The organism is Pseudoalteromonas sp. DL2-H2.2, from assembly GCF_021532535.1.
In the GTDB taxonomy this organism is placed as follows: domain Bacteria; phylum Pseudomonadota; class Gammaproteobacteria; order Enterobacterales; family Alteromonadaceae; genus Pseudoalteromonas; species Pseudoalteromonas rubra_A.
Map to the genome: position 1 here is coordinate 141139 of NZ_JAKGBD010000012.1, position 21535 is coordinate 162673.

Below are 21535 nucleotides of genomic sequence, written 5' to 3' on the forward strand. Positions count from 1 at the left end.
GGCCGTTACTTCAGCTTGCTCAAGTCAAGCGCTTGCCAGTGTGGGAAGTGCTTGCGAACCAGGGCATTAAGCTCCAGCTCAAACTCACTGAACTGCTGTTTTTCACTGACTTGCTCATCCAAAATGGCATCAATCATGCCCGCACCCACCGTCAGGTTGCTCAGACGGTCGATCAGGATAAAGGCGCCGGTTTCGTGGTTATCACGATATACGTCGGCCGCAATGGTTTCGGTCAGTTCCAGCGTAACAATGGCAATCTCATTCAATTGCAAGCTCTCAGCTTCGCCGTGTTCCAGCGTATTGACGTCAATGGTGTGGTCAATCTGCTTCACGATGGCAGCCGTGCTTTTAGCTCCGAGCTTGAAGTTATAGGTTTTGCCCAGCACCAGCGGCGCCTCGTGCATCCACACCAGTTTGGCCTGGATCAGGTTAGTTGCCTTAGTTGCAGAGTCTGCCGGGACAATCACATCACCACGACTGACATCCACTTCGTCATTCAAAGTGATGGTCAGTGCCTGACCGGTTTCAGCTTGCTCGAGGTTACCGTCAAACGTGACCAGTTCTTTGATGGTGCTGGTTTTACCCGAAGGTAAAATCTTAATCGCCTGACCAACACTTAGTGCACCTGACGTCAACGTGCCCTGAAAACCACGAAAATCCAGGTTAGGGCGTACGACGTATTGCACCGGGAAGCGGGCTTCGAAGGCACTGTTTGGCTCCGCAGCCGGAGAGTCTTCCAGCAGCGCCATCAGTGGCTGATCAGTGTAGTAAGGTGTGTGCTCAGAACGGGTAACGACGTTGTCACCTTTCAGAGCCGAAATGGGCACGAACTTGATGTCATTAACGTCCAGCTGCTCAGCAAACTTCAGATAATCGGCCTTGATCTTTTCGAACACCGCTTCATCAAAGTCAACGATGTCCATTTTGTTGATGGCCACAACGAATTGCTTGATCCCCAGCGAGTCACAGATAAAACTGTGGCGCTTGGTCTGGATCTGCACACCATAGCGGGCATCAACCAGAATAATGGCCAGATCGCTGGTTGAAGCGCCGGTTACCATGTTACGGGTATACTGCTCATGCCCAGGTGTGTCCGCGATGATGAACTTGCGCTTGGCCGTTGAGAAATAGCGATATGCGACGTCGATGGTGATACCTTGCTCACGCTCTGCCTGCAAACCGTCAACCAGCAAGGCAAGGTCCAGTTCTTCACCGGCATTACCGACTTTTTCATTGTCTTTGTGCAGCGCTGCCAGCTGATCTTCATAGATCTGGTGGCTGTCGTGCAGCAAACGGCCGATCAGGGTGGATTTACCATCGTCTACACTGCCGCAGGTCATCATGCGCAACAGGCTTTTGTCCTGTTGGCGTGATAAATAGGTTTCAATCCCCAGTTCTTTTACTTCATTTGCGGTAGACATTAGAAATACCCCTCACGTTTTTTCTTCTCCATTGACCCGGATGAGTCATGGTCGATGACCCGGCCTTCACGCTCGGAAGAGGTCGATAACAACATTTCTTCGATGATCCCGGTCAGGGTGTTTGCTTCTGACTCAACTGCACCGGTCAGCGGGTAGCAGCCCAGCGTTCGGAAACGTACAGACTTCATCTCAGGCACTTCCCCTTCCGCCAGCGGCATACGCTCGTCGTCAACCATGATCAACGTACCATCGCGCTCAACCACCGGGCGTTTCTCTGCCAGGTAAAGCGGTACTATCTCAATGTTTTCCTGATAGATGTATTGCCAGATATCCAGTTCAGTCCAGTTCGACAGCGGGAATACACGAATACTTTCGCCCGGGTTGACCTGACCATTGTAGGTATTCCACAGCTCGGGTCGCTGATTTTTTGGGTCCCAGCGGTGGTGTTTGTCGCGGAATGAATACACACGCTCTTTGGCACGAGACTTTTCTTCATCACGGCGTGCACCACCAAATGCGGCATCGAAGCCGTACTTATTTAATGCCTGTTTAAGGCCCTGGGTTTTCATGATGTCAGTGTGTTTGGCTGAGCCGTGGGTGAATGGACCAACGCCCATCTCTAACCCTTCCGGGTTCTTGTGCACAATCAGGTCAAAGTTATATTCTTTGGCCAGACGATCACGAAACTCAATCATCTCGCGGAATTTCCAGTCCGTGTCTACATGCAGCAGAGGGAAAGGGATCTTTGCCGGGAAAAACGCTTTACGTGCTAAGTGAAGGAGTACCGATGAGTCTTTACCGATGGAGTAAAGCATCACTGGGTTTTCAAACTCAGCAGCGACTTCGCGAATAATCTTTATACTTTCAGCCTCAAGTTGCTGAAGGTGAGTTAAAGCCATTGTCGTCGTCCTACTTAAATACGAAAAATAAAGTGGTTCATGTGTCAGGCGATCTTAGCGAGCGGCTGAGCGTAACTTGCAATTTGTTCTGTTTTACCAAACCAGGCCAGCTCCTGATGCAAAGCGGCTACTTCGCCGATAATCAGCAGCGCTGGAGACTGGATATTGTTGGCTTCGATTTGCGCTGCCAGTTGACCAAGTTCAGTGGTCACAACACGCTGTGATTTGCGTGTACCATTTTCAACGATGGCCACAGGCGTGTGTTCACTGCGGCCATGGGCCAGCAGTTGGGCCTGTATATGCGGCGATTTAATAACCCCCATATAAATAGCCAAAGTCTGGTTGGGCTTGGCCAGCGACTGCCAGTCCAGTTCTTGCCCTTCTTTTTTACAATGTCCTGTCACAAACTGAATAGCCTGAGCATGGTCTCGGTGTGTAAGCGGTATACCCGCATAGGCACTGCACCCCGCAGCAGCGGTAATACCAGGCACAATTTGATAGCGGATGTTTGCCGCGGCCAGTACCTGAACTTCTTCGCCACCCCGGCCGTAAATGAACGGGTCACCGCCTTTGATGCGGCATACCTTTTTACCTTGTTGGGCCAGCTCAACCAACATCTGATTGGTGTCTTCCTGTTTAACACTGTGGTGTCCGGCACGCTTACCGACACAGATTAGGTCGGCATCGCGTCTGACCAGTTCCATAATTTCATCGGACACTAGGTAGTCATACACCACCACATCAGCTTGTTGCATCAATTGCAGTGCCTTGAGCGTCAGTAGTTCCGGATCGCCCGGGCCTGCGCCTACGACACAGACTTCGCCTTGTGGCTCTGCGGTGTCGTCCAGCATGTCATGCAGTTGCTGCTGTGCCCCTGCGGTATCACCGCTTTGGACTTTGCTGACCACATGTGAGTCGAACACCCGCTCCCAGAACTGGCGGCGATCGGCAAAGTGTTTAAAACGGCCTTTAACTTTGTCTCTGAATCCGCCAACCAGCTGGGCCAGCGGGCCAATATGCTGTGGGATCAGGGTTTCAAGTTTTTCTCTTAAACGACGTGCCAGTACGGGCGCGGTGCCGGCACTGGAAATCGCAATGGTGATGGGGTTGCGGTCAACGATAGACGGAAAAATAAAGCTACACTTGGGCTGATCATCAACCACATTGACGAAAATATTACGTGCATCTGCCGCATCGCTGACCTGAGCATTGACGTCATCGTTGTCGGTGGCAGCAATGACCAGGGCCATGCCGTCAACGGCTTCGGCACTGAAGTAAGCTTGTTTCAGGCTTAGCTCACCTTGCTCAGACAGCTGGATAAGCTCGTCGCAAAACTCCGGCGCCAGTACAGTCACATCGGCGCGGGCTTTAAGCAGCGCGCGGATCTTCCTGAGTGCAACTTCACCACCGCCGACGACCAGCACGGGTTTGTTGTCCAACTTGGTAAAGATAGGTAAGTACTGCACGCTGTTGCCCCTTAAACATCGTAAACTTGATATAAGCCAACTCTGGCTTTTTCTAGAGTGGCAGAATATCCCGCGCGCAGGCAGGGAAAAAATAACTTAAACCCAGTTTTTATAACTAAAAGTTATATCAATCCGGTAAAACAGGCTTACCTCATATATATCAAGGGGTTTAGCGTGATAGTGCGAGTCGGACAACAGATATAGCTATTGGTTATGAGTTATAATTTCGACAATCTAGCGCCTGGTAGCTGTGCTGAAACGATCAAAGCGCACTATTTTGTTGCCTTGCGGCTCGGTGACAGGGCTACTGGACCTGGCTTTCAATTCAGTGCGGACAAATGTCCTGTGGTAGGGCGGGGCAAGCGGCTAACGTTGAGGTCCGACTCATATGATGCAACCATGCCAAGAGGCTGGGGGCAGAAAAAAGGAAACGAATATGAAAATGCAAGCCGTCGCACGCGAGGTGCTTGGATTAATGGATCTGACGTCGTTAAACGAGCAGGATAACGAGGCCAGTATCATTGCATTGTTAGACAGCATTCGGCCGGAGCTTGGGCTGCCTGCAGCCGTGTGTGTGTACCCACAGTTTGTGGCAGTGTGTAAAAGTGAACTGGCGCGGCGTGGTTGGTCACAGGTCAAAGTGGCCACAGTCACCAACTTCCCCAGCGGCAAGCAGTCGTTGCAGCAAGTGCTGGCACAGACCAAAGAGGCCTTACAGGCCGGGGCGGATGAGATTGATCTGGTGATGCCTTATCAGCAGTTACAGGCGGGTGATCCGGATACGCCCTGGCAGTACGTGCGCTCCAGCAAACAGTTGTGTGGTGCGCAGGTCAAGCTTAAAGTGATCATTGAATCTGGGGTGCTGGAAAATGCGCAGCAGATAGCCCAGGCCAGTGATGTTGCCATTCTTGCCGGGGCCGACTTTATTAAAACCAGCACGGGCAAAGTGCCGGTGAATGCGACGTTAGAAGCAACAAAAATCATGCTTGAGCGCATCCGAGTATCGGGCAAGCCAGTTGGCTTTAAAGCGGCCGGTGGCGTTAAAAGTGTTGAGCAAGCAAGTGATTACTTACAAGTTGCAGTTGATATCATGGGTAAAGACTGGCTGTGTGCGGCGCACTTCCGGTTTGGCGCATCGAGTTTGCTACAAGATGTGCATCACCAGCTGGACTGTTCAGACTAACGGAGGGTAAGGTGAAACGTGACCAGGCTGCAATGCGCGATAGTGAGCGAGAGAAGCAGCAGCTGGAGCATGGCGCTGCAAAGCTGTTTATGCGCAGCTATGAGCGGCTCACGCACACGCCGATGCGTCACATCTGGCATAATCAGCCCGCCAAACCCGATGTCAGTTGTTATCTGGGAGAGTCACAACTCGACATCGAAATTGCCCATCTGTATGCCAGTGAAACGGAAGCCATGGCCGTGCTTGGCCGTCCACTGTCGCTGGTGATGCAACAAGAACTGGCCGTGATGGCGCAGGCACCGAGTTCGCAGCGCCTCGCCACCGGTCTGTCACGGTTACTGCTGCAAAAGGCGGGAAAGCATTATCACTCCCAGCGCGTCTGGCTATTGATCCGCAATGCCAGTCCGATGTGGCACCGAACTGATTTTGAAAGCGCATTGCCGCATTTAACGGTGCCCGACGCCCATCCTTTCGAGCAGATATGGTTGCTGTGTGATTTCTTCTGTGGTGATCCGCTGCGTTTGTATTAGCCGTGAAATTGCCCTTGTGCACAGCCTGGTTGACGCTCAGCTTAGCTGAAATTGCCACAAATAGCGCTTTGCGCATCTTTTACTCTTGTTTTCAGTTTGTTCGTCAGTATAATGGGCATCCACTTTGCAGGGGCGTAGTTCCAATTGGTAGAACAGCGGTCTCCAAAACCGATGGTTGCGGGTTCGAGTCCTGCCGCCCCTGCCACTCTAACAGTCAGTCCAAATCTAAAATAATGGGTCTTGTCATCACCGCTTATTTGTAAATTTGGATTGAAATGGATTAACCCTGTTTTATGCAGGGTTGTTGTGTCTGTATTTAAGGTAAAAATAAATTATGAGCACTAATGTTGAAAACCCGTCTAGCTCGATGGACACGGTAAAGTGGTTGCTGGTTGCAATTTTGCTAACTGGCGCAGTGGTTGGTAACTACATGTACGCTGACATGTCAGTGTTGATCCGCGCGATTGGTGTCGTGGTGGCTGTAGGTGCCGGACTGGGCATTGCCGCAACGACAGAGAAAGGGCGTACCTTTATCGCTTTTGCTAAAGAGTCTAGAATTGAGGTTCGCAAAGTAGTTTGGCCAACGCGTCAGGAAACAACACACACGACCTTTATCGTGATGGCCGCGACAGTTGTTATGGCGCTGATCCTGTGGGGATTAGACGGCATTCTGTTCCGCGCCGTTGGTTTTTTAACCGGCTTGACCTTTTAATAGGCTAGCGTTTTAACTGGATTGGAGATCTGATCCCATGTCGGATGAGAACAAAGAAAAGAAATTACGTTGGTACGTAATTCAGGCGTTTTCAGGTTTTGAAAAGCGCGTTGCTCAAACCATTATTGAGCACATTAAAATCGAAGGTCTGGAAGACTACTTCGGTGAAGTACTAGTCCCGACTGAAGAAGTTGTGGAGATGCGTGCCGGACAAAAACGTAAGTCTGAGCGTAAATTCTTCCCGGGCTACGTGTTAGTTGAAATGGTGATGGATGATGCATCCTGGCACCTGGTCAACAGTACACCGCGTGTAATGGGCTTTGTGGGTGGTACGTCAGATCGTCCAGCACCAATCAGCAAAAAAGAAGCTGATCGCATTCTTAACCGTCTGCAGGAAAATGCAGAAGCACCTAAGCCAGCGACTCTGTTCGAGCCTGGTGAAGTGGTCCGTGTTATCGATGGCCCGTTTGCTGACTTCAACGGTGTGGTTGAAGAGGTGGATTACGAGAAGAGCCGCCTGAAAGTATCGGTTCTGATCTTCGGCCGCTCTACGCCGGTTGACCTGGAATTTGGACAGGTTGAACAAGACAAGTAATTTTGTTGTTTAAAACAGCAAAAGTTATTGCCAAAGGCCGCTGGTTAATCTATAATCAGCGGCCTTTTTGTATGTCATTACGATGACGCACAAAAAGTGTAATTTTTTAATTGGGAAGCCGTCTGAGTACGCGTCCTCGCGCGCACAAGGCTAAGACCCACATAACGAGGTATTATCATGGCTAAAAAAGTTGAAGCTTTAATCAAGCTACAAGTTGCTGCTGGTATGGCTAATCCTAGTCCTCCAGTAGGTCCTGCACTAGGTCAACACGGTGTAAACATCATGGAATTCTGTAAAGCGTTCAACGCACGTACAGAGTCTATCGAGAAAGGCGCACCGGTTCCTGTAATCATTTCTGTTTACAACGACCGTTCTTTCACTTTCGACATGAAAACTCCGCCTGCTTCTTACCTTCTTAAGAAAGCAGCTGGTATCAAGTCTGGTTCTGGCCGTCCTAACACTGAGAAAGTGGGTACTGTTACTCGCGCTCAGCTTGAAGAGATCGTTGAGACTAAACGTCCGGATCTTACTGCTGCTGATATGGACGCAGCTGTACGCACGATTGCAGGTTCTGCACGTGCAATGGGCTTGAACGTAGAGGGGTAATTGAGAATGGCTAAATTAACTAAGCGTATGCGTACTATCCGCGAAAAAGTGGATGTTACTAAAGAATACGAAATCAACGAAGCTGTTGCTCTTCTTAAAGAACTGGCTACTGCTAAGTTCGTTGAAAGTGTAGACGTTGCTGTAAACCTGGGTATCGATGCTCGTAAATCTGACCAAAACGTACGTGGTGCAACTGTACTACCTCACGGTACTGGTCGTGAAGTACGCGTAGCGGTATTCACTCAAGGTGCAAACGCGGACGCAGCGAAAGAAGCTGGCGCTGACCTGGTTGGCATGGAAGATCTTGCTGAGCAGGTTAAGAAAGGCGAAATGAACTTCGACGTAGTTGTTGCTTCTCCGGATGCAATGCGCGTAGTTGGTCAACTAGGTCAAATCCTAGGTCCACGTGGCCTTATGCCTAACCCTAAGACTGGCACTGTAACACCTAACGTTGCAGAAGCAGTTAAAAACGCGAAAGCGGGTCAGGTTCGCTACCGTAACGACAAAAACGGCATCATCCACACCACTATCGGTAAGGTTGATTTCGACGCGAACCAGCTTCAGGAAAACCTGGAAGCACTTATCGTTGCGCTTAAGAAGGCTAAGCCTTCACAAGCTAAAGGTACTTACGTGAAGAAAGTAAGCATCTCAACGACTATGGGCGCGGGTGTTGCTGTAGACCAAGCTACTCTAAACACGCAAGTGGCTTAATTTAGAGATAAGCGTTTACATGGCGTAAAAATTAGACTATAATTTTGCGCCATTTCGTTGAGAGCTGTGCTCAAAACGAAGCAAAGAATTCGGGTTGAAGCGCATAATTTCGGCACTTTGCAGACTTTATAGTCTACAATGATCCGATAAATTGCGTTTCCGTCCAAGACCGTAGGTGTAACTAAGTTACTTAATTCCCTACGTAGACGGTGTGAATCCCAGCTAGATTTTCCTAATCTTCTGGTTCTCGCCGTAAAAAGCAGCTCTGAGTCGAAAGACAATGAGTAAAGTAGAACTGGGACACGTTCCCATCATAACCAGGAGTAACACCCATGGCTTTAAATCTTCAAGACAAAAAAGCAATTGTTGCTGAAGTCAACGAAGCTGCCAAAGGTGCTCTGTCTGCAGTTGTTGCAGATTCTCGTGGTGTAACAGTAGATGCGATCACTGCGCTTCGTAAAGAAGCTCGTGAAGCTGGCGTATGGATGAAAGTTGTCCGTAACACGCTTGCTAAACGCGCTGTTGAAGGTACTGAATATGAGTGCCTTAACGAATCGCTAGTAGGCCCAAGCCTAATCGCTTTCTCTTCAGAGCACCCAGGTGCTGCGGCTCGTATCTTCGCTGATTTCGCGAAGAAAAACGAGTTGTTCGAACTGAAAGCGGCTGCATTTGAAGGCAATGTTGTTGACGTAGACATGCTAGCTAAGCTGCCTACTTACGACGAAGCTGTTGCACGCCTAATGAGCGCTATGAAAGAAGCGTCAGCTGGTAAATTGTGTAAAACAATTGAAGCTGTACGTGTTCAGAAAGCTGAAGCAGCTGCTTAATAGCACGCTTCTTACTTTCACAAATAAATTTTTAGAACCCCATGGTTCGTGATTAATTAGGAAACTTAAAATGTCTGTAACTAAAGACCAAATCCTTGACGCGATTGCTGAAATGTCAGTAATGGAAGTTGTTGAACTAGTTGAAGCAATGGAAGAAAAATTCGGCGTAACTGCAGCTGCTGCTGTTGTTGCTGCTGGTCCTGCTGAAGCTGCTGAAGAGAAGACAGAGTTCGACGTAATCCTAGCTGGCGCTGGCGGTAACAAAGTTGCTGCTATCAAAGCTGTACGTGGTGCAACTGGTCTTGGCCTTAAAGAAGCAAAAGCTCTTGTTGAGTCTGCTCCTGCGCCAATCAAAGAAGCTGTTTCTAAAGAAGAAGCTGAAGCACTTAAGAAAGATCTTGAAGAAGCTGGTGCTGAAGTTGAGATCAAGTAATCTGGCATTTGCTAGGTTCGCTGCCTGAGCAATCAGGCAAGGGCTGGTGATTATTTAATCACCGGCCCTTTTGCGCTATAGAGCGACGCTTTCCTGTTGCGCAATAAATTCCTATGTTTTTTCTTATTTTTCAATTTGTTAGTAGTATTTTGAAAGTGAGTGACTCATAGGACGACAATTAGATGTTGTTATCATGGCTTAGATGCCAATGAAGTCTGTTCTCCATGAACAGGTTGGGTCAAAGATCAGCAAGCTGAGGAACCCCATGGCTTACTCTTATTCTGAAAAGAAACGTATCCGTAAGGATTTTGGTAAACGTCCACAAGTTTTGGACATACCTTTCCTTTTGCAAACGCAGTTGGAATCGTTCAAAAAGTTCATTACACCGGACGCTGATGGTGATACCGGACTGGAAGCGGCATTCCGTTCTGTGTTCCCGATCAAAAGCTACTCGGGCAATTCTGAGCTTCAATACGTCAGCTATCGTATTGGAGAGCCAGTATTCGATGTAAAAGAATGTCAAATTCGCGGTGTGACTTTTTCTGCTCCACTTCGCGTAAAACTTCGTCTTGTGCTAATGGACAAAGATGCACCAGGCACAGTCAAAGACATTAAAGAGCAAGAAGTTTACATGGGCGAAATCCCGCTCATGACTGACACAGGTACTTTTGTTATCAACGGTACTGAACGTGTTATCGTTTCTCAGCTACACCGTTCACCTGGTGTATTCTTTGATAACGACCGTGGTAAATCACACTCGTCGGGTAAAGTTCTATATAACGCACGCGTGATCCCTTACCGTGGTTCGTGGTTAGACTTTGAATTCGATGTAAAAGATAACCTGTTTGTACGTATCGACCGTCGTCGTAAACTGCCTGCGTCAATCATTCTGCGTGCCCTTGAGTTCACGACAGATGAAATCTTGGCAATGTTCTTCGAAACCACTGCGTTCGAAGTAACTAACGGCAAAGTAATGATGGAGTTGGTACCATCTCGACTGCGTGGTGAAACTGCTGCCTTTGATATCAAAGATGCAGACGGTGAAGTCCTGGTTGAGCAGGGTCGTCGTATCACAGCCCGTCATATAAAAACAATCGAGAAAAAGGGCATTGACCAGTTAGAAGTACCGCATGAGTACATCATTGGTCGTGTGGTTGCGCGAAACTACATCGATGAGTCAACCGGTGAGATCATTGCAGAAGCGAATGCTGAGCTGTCTCTGGAGTTGATGGCCGAGCTGGTTAAAGCAGGTCACACTAAAATCGATACCCTGTACATCAACGATGTAGACAGCGGTGCCTACATGTCGGAAACACTGCGCATTGACAGCACAGCAAACCGTCTTGAAGCACTGGTAGAAATCTACCGTATGATGCGCCCGGGTGAGCCACCAACAAAAGAAGCAGCAGAAGCCTTGTTTGACAATCTGTTCTTCTCTGACGAGCGTTATGACTTGTCAACGGTTGGTCGTATGAAGTTCAACAGCCGTGTTGGTTATGATACTGACACAGGCCCAGGCACGCTGAGCAAAGAAGACATTGTGAGCGTGATGAAGGTGTTGATCGACATCCGTAACGGTAAAGGCGATGTGGACGATATCGACCACTTAGGTAACCGTCGTATCCGTTCTGTAGGTGAAATGGCAGAGAACCAGTTCCGCGTAGGTCTGGTACGTGTTGAGCGTGCTGTACGCGAGCGTCTGAGCTTAGGTGATCTGGACAACGTAATGCCTCAGGATCTGATCAACGCGAAGCCAATTTCTGCTGCCGTTAAAGAATTCTTTGGTTCTTCACAGCTGTCTCAGTTCATGGACCAGAACAACCCGCTGTCAGAAGTAACGCACAAGCGTCGTATTTCTGCACTTGGTCCGGGTGGTCTGACACGTGAACGTGCTGGCTTCGAGGTTCGAGACGTACACGTAACGCACTACGGTCGTGTTTGTCCAATCGAAACGCCTGAAGGTCCAAACATCGGTCTGATCAACTCATTGTCTACGTACGCACGTACTAACGATTATGGTTTCCTTGAAACCCCATATCGTAAAGTGGTTGACGGTGTAGTAACCGATGACGTTGATTACCTGTCTGCAATTGAAGAAGGTCAGTTCGTAATCGCACAGGCGAATACCAACCTGACTGAAGCAAACCAGTTTGCAGAAGAACTGATCCCATGTCGTTACAAAGGTGAATCAACCTTTATGCCAAGCGACAGCATCCAGTATATGGATGTATCTCCGCAGCAGGTTATCTCTGTGGCAGCGGCACTTATCCCATTCCTTGAACACGATGATGCGAACCGTGCATTGATGGGATCGAACATGCAACGTCAGGCTGTACCAACACTGCGCGCAGATAAGCCGCTGGTAGGTACAGGTATCGAGCGTACGCTGGCAAAAGACTCTGGTGTAACCATTGTTGCTAAGCGTGGCGGTGTGGTGAAGTATGCTGATGCAAGCCGTATCGTTGTTAACGTGAACGAAGAAGAGCGCGTACCTGGTGAAGCGGGTATCGACATCTACAACCTGACCAAATACACCCGTTCTAACCAGAACACCTGTATCAACCAAAAGCCAACTTGTATGGTAGGTGAGCCGGTTGTCCGTGGTGACGTACTGGCGGATGGTCCTTCGACTGACCTGGGCGACCTGGCTCTTGGTCAAAACCTGCGCGTGGCATTCATGCCGTGGAATGGTTATAACTTCGAGGATTCAATCCTACTATCAGAGCGCGTTGTTCAGGAAGATCGTCTAACTACAATCCACATCCAGGAACTACAGTGTATTGCGCGTGATACTAAGCTTGGTCCAGAAGAGATCACAGCTGATATCCCGAATGTGGGTGAGTCTGCGCTAGGTAAGCTGGACGAATCAGGTGTTGTATACATCGGTGCTGAAGTAAAAGGCGGCGATATCCTGGTTGGTAAAGTAACACCAAAAGGCGAAACTCAGCTGACGCCAGAAGAAAAGCTACTACGTGCTATCTTCGGTGAAAAAGCGTCTGACGTAAAAGACAGCTCACTGCGTGTGCCTAACTCTGTTTCTGGTACGGTTATCGACGTTCAGGTCTTTACCCGTGATGGCGTAGAGAAAGACAAGCGTGCGCTGGAAGTTGAAGACATGCAGCTTCGCGAAGCGAAGAAAGACTTCAACGAAGAGTTCCGTATCCTTGAAGGCGGTGTACTGACACGTGCGCGTGACCTGCTGGTACGTGCTGGTCTGAGCGAAGAGAAAATCGCTGAACTGAACGCTGAAAAACTACTGACGCAAAGCCTGGCTGACGAAGAGCAGCAAGCTGAATTAGAGCAACTGGCTGCGCAGTACGACGAGCTGAAAGCTGAATACGATAAGAAGTTCGAGAACAAGCGTCGCAAGATCACCCAAGGTGATGACCTGGCGCCTGGCGTACTGAAGATCGTTAAGGTTTATCTGGCTGTTAAACGTCGCATCCAACCGGGTGATAAGATGGCGGGTCGTCACGGTAACAAGGGTGTAATCTCTACTATCGTGCCTGTTGAAGACATGCCTTACGACGAAAAAGGTCGTACGGTAGACATCGTTCTGAACCCACTGGGTGTACCATCGCGGATGAACATCGGTCAGATCCTGGAAACTCACATGGGTCTTGCTGCACGCGGTATCGGTGAGCGCATCGAAGACATGATGAAAGAGCAACGTGAACTTCACGAAATGCGCGACTTCATCAAGAAAGCTTACGAAATCGGTGATTGCCGTCAGAAAGTCGATATTGAAAACTTCTCTGATGATGAGATCCGTCGTTTGGCGCACAACCTGAAAGGCGGTCTGCCAATCGCAACACCTGCGTTTGACGGTGCACGCGAAGCTGAAATCAAAGACATGCTAGAGCTGGGTGGTTATCCAAGAAGCGGTCAGGTAACCCTGTACGATGGTCGTACCGGTGACGCATTCGAGCGTCAGGTAACGGTTGGCTACATGTACATGCTGAAACTGAACCACCTTGTTGATGACAAGATGCACGCACGTTCTACCGGTTCTTACAGCCTGGTTACTCAGCAGCCGCTGGGTGGTAAGGCACAGTTCGGTGGTCAGCGTTTCGGTGAGATGGAGGTATGGGCACTTGAAGCATACGGTGCTGCCTACACGCTACAGGAAATGCTGACAGTTAAGTCGGATGACGTAAATGGTCGTACTAAGATGTATAAGAACATCGTAGACGGCAACCATAAGATGGAGCCGGGCATGCCGGAGTCGTTCAACGTATTGTTGAAAGAGATCCGCTCGCTGGGTATCAACATCGAATTGGAAGAAAGTTGATCCGCCGGGCCGCGTAAGCGGCCCAGACCGGACTGAAAAGAATGAAGGGGCAAGCCTGGCTTGCCCTCAAGATTAACTCCGACAGGAGAGCTAAGGTGAAAGACTTACTTAAGTTTCTGAAGCAACAAAATAAGACCGAAGAATTCGATGCAATTCGCATTGGTCTTGCTTCGCCGGACATGGTGCGTTCATGGTCCTATGGTGAGGTAAAGAAACCTGAGACAATTAACTACCGTACTTTCAAGCCTGAGCGTGACGGCTTATTCTGTGCCCGTATCTTCGGCCCAGTAAAAGATTATGAGTGTTTGTGTGGTAAGTACAAGCGCTTGAAGCACCGTGGTGTGATCTGTGAAAAGTGTGGCGTTGAAGTTACACTGACTAAAGTACGCCGTGACCGCATGGGTCACATTGAACTGGCCAGCCCAGTTGCCCACATTTGGTTCCTAAAATCATTGCCGTCTCGTATCGGCCTGATGCTGGACATGACGCTACGTGACATCGAGCGTGTACTTTACTTCGAATCATTCGTTGTAACTGAGCCTGGTATGACAACGCTTGAGCGTGGTCAGCTGCTAGGTGAAGAAGAGTACCTGGATGCACTGGAAGAGCACGGTGACGAGTTTGAAGCTAAGATGGGTGCCGAAGCGGTACTTGATCTACTGCGCGACCTGGACCTGGGTCAACTGATCGCAGAAATGCGTGAAGAGCTGCCAACTATCAACTCTGAAACTAAGCGTAAGAAGATTACTAAGCGTCTTAAGTTGATGGAAGCGTTCCACCAGTCAGGTAACAACCCTGAGTGGATGGTAATGAGCGTACTGCCAGTTCTGCCACCTGATCTACGTCCATTGGTACCACTGGATGGTGGTCGTTTTGCGACGTCTGATCTGAACGATTTATACCGTCGTGTTATCAACCGTAACAACCGTCTTAAGCGTCTACTTGACCTGGCTGCACCAGACATCATCGTACGTAACGAAAAGCGTATGTTGCAAGAAGCGGTCGATGCACTATTAGATAACGGTCGTCGTGGCCGTGCGATCACTGGTTCTAACAAGCGTCCTCTGAAATCGCTTGCAGACATGATCAAAGGTAAGCAAGGTCGTTTCCGTCAAAACCTGCTAGGTAAGCGTGTAGACTACTCTGGCCGTTCTGTAATCACAGTTGGTCCTACACTGAAACTACATCAGTGTGGTCTGCCTAAGAAAATGGCACTTGAGCTATTCAAGCCATTCATCTACGGCAAACTAGAGCGCCGCGGCATGGCGACTACCATCAAAGCTGCGAAGAAGATGGTAGAGCGCGAAGTACCAGAGGTTTGGGACGTACTTGACGAAGTGATCCGTGAGCACCCGGTTCTTCTGAACCGTGCACCAACACTTCACAGACTTGGTATCCAGGCGTTTGAACCGGTACTAATCGAAGGTAAAGCAATCCACCTGCACCCGCTAGTGTGTGCGGCGTATAACGCTGACTTCGACGGCGACCAAATGGCGGTACACGTACCGTTGACACTGGAAGCACAGCTTGAAGCACGTGCGCTGATGATGTCGACCAACAACATTCTGTCTCCTGCGAACGGTGAGCCAATCATCGTACCGTCACAGGACGTTGTATTGGGTCTGTACTACATGACGCGTGACCGCATCAATGCAAAAGGTGAAGGCATTGTCTTCAAAGATGCGAAAGAAGCTGAAAAAGCATATCGTACTGGCGCTGCAGAATTACACGCACGCGTAAAAGTACGTATCGCAGAAGTCCACATTGATGGCGAAACAGGTGAACGTAAAGATGTGACCGAAGTGGTTGAAACCACAGTTGGTCGTGCCATCCTGTCTTTGATCATGCCGACTGGCCTGCCGTTTGAACTAATCAACCGTGCGCTGGGTAAAAAGCAGATCTCTGGCCTGTTGAACGAGTGTTATCGTCGTCTGGGTCTGAAAGATACCGTTATCTTTGCGGACCAGGTGATGTACACCGGTTTCCACTACGCGATGAAGTCGGGTGTTTCTATCGGTATCAACGATATGGAAATCCCACCAACTAAAACAGGCATCATCGAAGCGGCAGAAGCTGAAGTTACTGAAATTAACCAGCAATTCCAGTCTGGTCTTGTAACTGCGGGTGAGAAATACAACAAAGTTATCGATATCTGGTCACGTGTTAATGAAAACTTGTCACGCGAGATGATGGCGAACTTGTCGAAAGACACGGTTGTGAATGCGCAGGGTGAAGAAGAAGAGCAAGATTCTTTCAACTCAGTGTTCATGATGGCCGACTCGGGCGCACGTGGTAGTGCTGCTCAGATCCGTCAGCTAGCCGGTATGCGTGGTCTGATGGCACGTCCGGATGGTTCAATCATCGAAACACCTATTACCGCAAACTTCCGTGAAGGTCTGAACGTACTACAGTACTTCATCTCGACGCACGGTGCGCGTAAAGGTCTTGCGGATACTGCACTTAAGACAGCGAACTCGGGTTACCTGACTCGTCGTCTGGTAGACGTTGCACAAGACTTGGTCATCAACGAAACCGATTGTGGTACCCTTGAAGGTACAGTGATGAAGCCGCTGATTGAAGGTGGTGACGTTGTAGAACCACTACGCGAGCGTGTATTGGGTCGTGTTGTAGCTGAAGACGTGGTTATCCCAGGCACTGACGAAGTGCTGGTTGAACGTAACGTGATGCTTGATGAGAAGCTGTGTGACCTGTTAGAAGAGCACTCAGTGGACGAAGTAAAAGTACGTTCAGTTATCACCTGTGAAAACGACTTTGGTGTATGTGCTAAGTGTTATGGTCGTGACCTGGCACGTGGCCACATCATCAACGCGGGTGAGTCTGTTGGTGTTATCGCGGCACAGTCAATCGGTGAGCCGGGTACCCAGCTTACGATGCGTACCTTCCACATCGGTGGTGCGGCATCTCGAGCGTCTGCAGAAAACAGCGTTCAGGTTAAGAACAACGGTAGCATGAAGCTGCACAATGCGAAGTTTGTAATCAATACCGACGGCAAGATAGTGATCACCTCACGTTCAACCGAAATTACGGTTATTGACGAGCAGGGCCGTGAGAAAGAGCGCTATAAAGTGCCTTACGGTGCCGTATTGTCAGTGAGTGACGGTGCAGAAGTGAAAGGTAACGACATTGTCGCGACCTGGGACCCGCATAGTCACCCAATCATCATCGAGCACGAGTCTAAAGTATCGTTCAGCGACATCGACGATTCTAACACTGAAGCACAAACAGACGAGCTAACTGGTCTGACGCGTGTGGTTGTTAAAGACCTTGCTAAGGTGAATGCAAAAGAACCTAAGCTGATCATTGAAAATGAAGAGCGTGGCCTGCAGGAAATTCGTCTGCCTTCGTTCACTACCATCGAAATCACAGATGGTGCAACGGCACAGCCGGGTGACGTATTGGCACGTATTCCTCAGGAAGGTTCGAAGACACGTGATATCACGGGTGGTCTACCTCGAGTTGCTGACTTGTTTGAAGCGCGTAAGCCAAAAGATCCAGCAATCCTGGCAGAAATCACAGGTACCGTTAGCTTTGGTAAAGAAACCAAAGGTAAGAAGCGCCTGGTGATCACGCCGGAAGAGGGTGATGCATACGAAGAAATGATCCCGAAATGGCGTCAGCTGAACGTGTTCGAGGGTGAGCAGGTATCCAAAGGTGAAGTTATCGCCGATGGTCCTGAGTCTCCGCACGACATCTTACGTCTGCGTGGTGTGACTGACGTATCTAACTACATCGTAAACGAAGTACAAGAAGTATATCGTCTACAGGGTGTAAAGATTAACGATAAGCACATCGAAACCATCATTCGTCAGATGCTACGTAAATGTATCATCATCGATGGTGGTGACAGTGAGTTCCTGGCAGGCGAGCAAGCCGAAGTGGCGCGCGTTAACATCGCAAACCGTGAGCTAGAGAAACAAGGTAAGATCCCAGCTAAGTTCGAAATTCAGCTGATGGGTATTACCAAAGCCTCACTGGCAACAGAGTCTTTCATCTCTGCAGCCTCGTTCCAGGAGACAACACGTGTCCTGACTGAAGCGGCAGTAAATGGTAAGAGTGATGAGCTACGTGGTCTGAAAGAAAACGTTATCGTGGGTCGTTTGATCCCAGCGGGTACCGGTTTCTCTTACCACCTAGATCGCATCAACCGTCGTAAGCAAAATGAAGCTGCAGTTGAAGAGCAGACAGTAAGTGCTGAAGAAGCATCTCAAGCACTGACTGACGCACTAAATGCAGACTTGCTTGGCGGCCAAGACTAAAATTGACGAAAAACGCGTCAATTGCAATAAAAAGGCAGCTTTAACGCTGCCTTTTTAGTTGTTTTGGTTGACAGGTTAAACTTTGCTCATTAAAATTCCGCCACCCATTTATTCGTTCGAATAACCGAACGCTTAAAATGGCGAAATTTGATTTTTTCAGTAGTAATTTTATTAATTCAGGAGCTATTTAATGGCAACTATTAACCAGCTAGTACGTAAGCCACGTCGCAGCAAGGTTACTAAGAGCAACTCAGCTGCTCTTAAAGCTTGTCCTCAAAAGCGTGGTGTATGTACTCGTGTATATACAACTACACCTAAGAAGCCAAACTCTGCACTACGTAAAGTAGCGCGTGTTCGTCTAACGAACGGCTTCGAAGTAACATCTTACATTGGTGGTGAAGGCCACAACTTGCAAGAGCACAGTGTTATCCTAATCCGTGGTGGTCGTGTTAAAGACTTACCAGGTGTGCGTTTCCACACAGTACGTGGCGCGCTTGACTGTGCTGGCGTAAACGACCGTAAACAAGGTCGTTCTAAGTACGGTGCAAAACGTCCTAAGGGCTAATGGTTCTCCGTTAGTAAGGCCAAGCACTTAAGTTTTAATTTATATATTTTGTTTTGGGAATTCGTCGTAGTAAGACGAACCTGAAGATACCGGAGAGAGAAAATGCCTAGAAGACGCGTAATAGGTCAACGTAAAATTCTTCCAGATCCGAAGTTCGGATCAGAGCTTCTTGCTAAATTCGTAAACGTAGTAATGCTAGACGGCAAGAAGTCTACTGCTGAAAAAATCGTATATGGTGCGCTAGACGTGGCTGCTGAAAAATCAGGCAAGTCGCACCTAGAAATCTTCGAGTCTGCACTTGATAACGTACGCCCACAGGTTGAGGTTAAATCTCGCCGTGTTGGTGGTTCTACGTACCAAGTACCAGTTGAAGTACGTCCAGTTCGTCGCAACGCACTAGGTATGCGTTGGTTGGTTGAAGCTGCACGTAAGCGTGGCGAGAAATCAATGGGCCTTCGTCTGGCTCAAGAGATGCTTGACGCTGCTGACAACAAAGGCACTGCGGTTAAGAAACGTGAAGACGTTCACCGTATGGCTGAAGCGAACAAAGCATTCGCTCACTACCGTTGGTAATCTGCCCGAGACCTTTAAGAGGATAATATGGCACGTACAACTCCTATTGAGCGCTACCGTAATATCGGGATCTGTGCTCACGTAGATGCGGGGAAAACCACCACCACGGAACGTGTACTTTATTACACGGGCCTGTCTCACAAAATTGGTGAGGTACATGATGGTGCCGCAACTATGGACTGGATGGAGCAGGAGCAGGAGCGTGGTATTACCATTACTTCTGCTGCGACCACGTGTTTCTGGAAAGGGATGGATGCTCAGTTTGATGAGCATCGTATAAACATCATCGATACTCCCGGACACGTAGACTTCACCATCGAAGTAGAACGTTCATTACGTGTACTAGATGGGGCTGTAGTCGTATTATGTGCTTCATCAGGTGTACAACCACAAACGGAAACCGTTTGGCGTCAGGCGAACAAGTACGAAGTACCTCGCATGATTTTCGTCAATAAAATGGACCGTACCGGCGCAGATTTCCTCGCCGTTGTGGATCAGGTGAAAAAGCGTCTTGGCGCTACGCCTGTGCCAATTCAGCTACCAATTGGTGCTGAAGATGAATTTAAAGGTGTTATTGATCTCATCAAGATGAAAGCAATCAACTGGAATGCTGAAGACCAGGGGATGACTTTCAATTACGAAGAGATCCCGGCAGAACTTCAGGAGCTGGCAGAGGAGTGGCGCGCAGAGCTACTCGAATCTGCCGCAGAAGCTTCTGAAGAGCTAATGGACAAATATCTTGAAGAAGGTGAACTGAACGAGGCCGAAATTAAGGCCGCGATCCGTCAGCGTACATTGAACAATGAAATTGTTCCAATGACCTGTGGTAGTGCGTTCAAAAACAAAGGTGTTCAGGCTGTGCTTGATGCTGTTGTTGAATACATGCCATCTCCAACTGAGGTTAAAGAGATCCAGGGTATCCTGGAAGATGAAAGCGAAGCAACGCGTCCTGCGGACGACAGCGCACCGTTTTCTGCTCTGGCGTTTAAGATCGCCACCGACCCATTTGTTGGTACGCTTACCTTCTTCCGAGTTTATTCCGGCACAGTAGGTCAGGGTGACTCGGTTTATAACCCAGTTAAAGGCAAAAAAGAGCGCTTTGGACGTATCGTTCAGATGCACTCTAACTCGCGTGAAGAGATCAAAGAAGTTCGCGCCGGGGACATTGCTGCTGCAATTGGTCTCAAAGACGTTACCACAGGTGACACGCTTTGTGCCCATGATGCTGTTATCACGTTAGAGCGTATGGAATTCCCAGAGCCTGTGATTTCAGTGGCAGTAGAGCCTAAGACCGTTGCTGACCAAGAAAAAATGGGTATCGCGCTGGGTAAACTGGCGGCGGAAGACCCGTCTTTCAGAGTTGAAACCGACGAAGAATCAGGCCAAACCATTATTTCAGGTATGGGTGAACTCCACCTGGATATCATCGTAGATCGTATGAAACGTGAATTCAGTGTTGAATGTAACGTAGGTAAGCCACAAGTTGCTTATCGTGAAACGATCCGCGGTTCGGTTGAAGCCGAAGGTAAATTCGTACGTCAGTCAGGCGGACGCGGCCAGTACGGTCACGTTTGGTTGAAGCTCGAGCCTATGGATGTTGCTGATGAAGACGCGCCAATTTACGAATTCGTAAACGAAATCGTAGGTGGCACGGTTCCTAAGGAATACATTCCTGCGGTTGACAAAGGCATCCAGGAGCAGATGAAGCAAGGTGTTCTTGCGGGTTATCCTATGCTGGGTGTGAAAGCTACCTTGTTTGACGGCTCGTTCCACGATGTCGACTCAAATGAGATGGCGTTTAAGATTGCCGGCGCAATGGGCTTCAAGAAAGGTGCGCTTGATGCGCAGCCTGTGATTCTTGAGCCTGTTATGAAGGTAGAAGTCACCACCCCTGAAGCAAACATGGGTGATGTCGTTGGCGACCTCAACCGTCGTCGAGGCATAATCGAAGGTATGGAAGACTCATTTGGTGGTCTGAAGCAAGTTAATGCTCAGGTGCCACTGTCTGAAATGTTTGGTTATGCAACCGATCTTCGTTCTGCAACACAAGGTCGAGCTTCGTACTCAATGGAATTTTCCAAGTACGCAGAAGCGGCGAAAAACGTTGCTGACGCAATTATTGCAGCTCGCGCTGTTAAGTAATTTTAGTTCGGTCCGGTCTTAGGGCTGGACTTTAATTTCTTTATAGGAATTTTGAAAATGGCAAAAGAAAAGTTTGAACGTTCGAAACCGCACGTTAACGTTGGTACTATCGGCCACGTTGACCACGGTAAAACTACCCTAACTGCAGCAATCACTAACGTACTTGCAAAAGTATACGGTGGTGAAGCGAAAGACTTCGCATCAATCGATAACGCTCCAGAAGAGCGTGAGCGTGGTATCACAATCTCAACTTCACACGTTGAGTACGACACACCAACTCGCCACTACGCGCACGTTGACTGTC

The 21535-nt window shown here is 48.9% G+C and carries 17 protein-coding genes and 1 tRNA gene; 15 read left to right on the forward strand and 3 right to left on the reverse strand.

Annotation, left to right across the window (positions count from 1 at the left end; translation table 11 throughout):
• Nucleotides 1–5: 5 nt before the first annotated feature.
• The 3 genes from cysN to cysG are packed head-to-tail and all read right to left on the reverse strand — an operon-like array spanning nucleotide 6 to nucleotide 3786.
• Nucleotides 6–1421: a sulfate adenylyltransferase subunit CysN gene (cysN, locus tag L1285_RS18595; protein WP_235413658.1), complete on the reverse strand. Its 1416-nt coding sequence runs from the start codon at nucleotides 1419–1421 to the stop codon at nucleotides 6–8.
• On the reverse strand, nucleotides 1421–2368 hold the full coding sequence (gene cysD / locus L1285_RS18600; RefSeq protein ID WP_268795174.1) for a sulfate adenylyltransferase subunit CysD: 948 nt from the start codon (nucleotides 2366–2368) through the stop codon (nucleotides 1421–1423). The genes cysN and cysD overlap by 1 nt, the downstream gene beginning before the upstream one ends.
• Complete coding sequence (gene cysG / locus L1285_RS18605; RefSeq protein WP_235413659.1) at nucleotides 2365–3786, reverse strand: siroheme synthase CysG; 1422 nt, start codon at nucleotides 3784–3786, stop codon at nucleotides 2365–2367. Before cysG ends, cysD begins: the two co-directional genes overlap by 4 nt.
• A 436-nt stretch (nucleotides 3787–4222) precedes the next feature.
• Here cysG and deoC point away from each other — a divergent pair, with 436 nt between their 5' ends.
• The 15 genes from deoC to L1285_RS18680 all read left to right on the forward strand — a co-directional run.
• The gene (gene deoC, locus L1285_RS18610; protein ID WP_235413660.1) at nucleotides 4223–4969 is read left to right on the forward strand and encodes a deoxyribose-phosphate aldolase; all 747 of its coding nucleotides are present in this window, start codon (nucleotides 4223–4225) and stop codon (nucleotides 4967–4969) included.
• A 32-nt stretch (nucleotides 4970–5001) separates the two neighbouring features.
• Nucleotides 5002–5499, forward strand: coding sequence for a hypothetical protein (locus L1285_RS18615; protein ID WP_235413670.1), 498 nt, complete (start codon nucleotides 5002–5004; stop codon nucleotides 5497–5499).
• 128 nt (nucleotides 5500–5627) lie between these two features.
• Nucleotides 5628–5704: transfer RNA gene (locus L1285_RS18620), tRNA-Trp, on the forward strand.
• Nucleotides 5705–5833: 129 nt separating this feature from the next.
• Entirely contained in the window at nucleotides 5834–6211 is a 378-nt protein-coding gene (gene secE / locus L1285_RS18625) for a preprotein translocase subunit SecE (protein ID WP_046003845.1), read from the forward strand.
• Nucleotides 6212–6248: 37 nt separating this feature from the next.
• Nucleotides 6249–6806 (forward strand): transcription termination/antitermination protein NusG, encoded by a 558-nt coding sequence (gene nusG / locus L1285_RS18630; protein ID WP_046003846.1) that lies wholly within the window; start codon nucleotides 6249–6251, stop codon nucleotides 6804–6806.
• 177 nt (nucleotides 6807–6983) lie between these two features.
• Nucleotides 6984–7412, forward strand: coding sequence for a 50S ribosomal protein L11 (gene rplK / locus L1285_RS18635; RefSeq protein ID WP_010387320.1), 429 nt, complete (start codon nucleotides 6984–6986; stop codon nucleotides 7410–7412).
• 6 nt (nucleotides 7413–7418) lie between these two features.
• Nucleotides 7419–8123, forward strand: coding sequence for a 50S ribosomal protein L1 (gene rplA, locus L1285_RS18640; protein WP_010387319.1), 705 nt, complete (start codon nucleotides 7419–7421; stop codon nucleotides 8121–8123).
• Nucleotides 8124–8455: 332 nt separating this feature from the next.
• Nucleotides 8456–8950 (forward strand): 50S ribosomal protein L10, encoded by a 495-nt coding sequence (rplJ, locus tag L1285_RS18645; RefSeq protein WP_046003847.1) that lies wholly within the window; start codon nucleotides 8456–8458, stop codon nucleotides 8948–8950.
• Nucleotides 8951–9020: 70 nt separating this feature from the next.
• On the forward strand, nucleotides 9021–9383 hold the full coding sequence (gene rplL / locus L1285_RS18650) for a 50S ribosomal protein L7/L12 (protein ID WP_023400585.1): 363 nt from the start codon (nucleotides 9021–9023) through the stop codon (nucleotides 9381–9383).
• Nucleotides 9384–9648: 265 nt separating this feature from the next.
• Complete coding sequence (rpoB, locus tag L1285_RS18655; RefSeq protein ID WP_235413661.1) at nucleotides 9649–13674, forward strand: DNA-directed RNA polymerase subunit beta; 4026 nt, start codon at nucleotides 9649–9651, stop codon at nucleotides 13672–13674.
• A gap of 95 nt (nucleotides 13675–13769) precedes the next feature.
• Nucleotides 13770–17951 carry a DNA-directed RNA polymerase subunit beta' gene (gene rpoC / locus L1285_RS18660; RefSeq protein ID WP_235413662.1) on the forward strand — a complete coding sequence of 1394 codons (4182 nt, stop codon included), beginning with the start codon at nucleotides 13770–13772 and terminating at the stop codon, nucleotides 17949–17951.
• Between the two features lie 190 nt (nucleotides 17952–18141).
• Complete coding sequence (gene rpsL / locus L1285_RS18665; protein WP_010387308.1) at nucleotides 18142–18516, forward strand: 30S ribosomal protein S12; 375 nt, start codon at nucleotides 18142–18144, stop codon at nucleotides 18514–18516.
• A gap of 102 nt (nucleotides 18517–18618) precedes the next feature.
• Nucleotides 18619–19089: a 30S ribosomal protein S7 gene (gene rpsG / locus L1285_RS18670; protein WP_046003850.1), complete on the forward strand. Its 471-nt coding sequence runs from the start codon at nucleotides 18619–18621 to the stop codon at nucleotides 19087–19089.
• Nucleotides 19090–19116: 27 nt separating this feature from the next.
• Nucleotides 19117–21231, forward strand: coding sequence for an elongation factor G (gene fusA, locus L1285_RS18675; RefSeq protein ID WP_054016908.1), 2115 nt, complete (start codon nucleotides 19117–19119; stop codon nucleotides 21229–21231).
• A 57-nt stretch (nucleotides 21232–21288) separates the two neighbouring features.
• Nucleotides 21289–21535 (forward strand): GTP-binding protein (locus tag L1285_RS18680; RefSeq protein WP_235413663.1); only part of this gene is annotated, 247 nt, incomplete at its 3' end.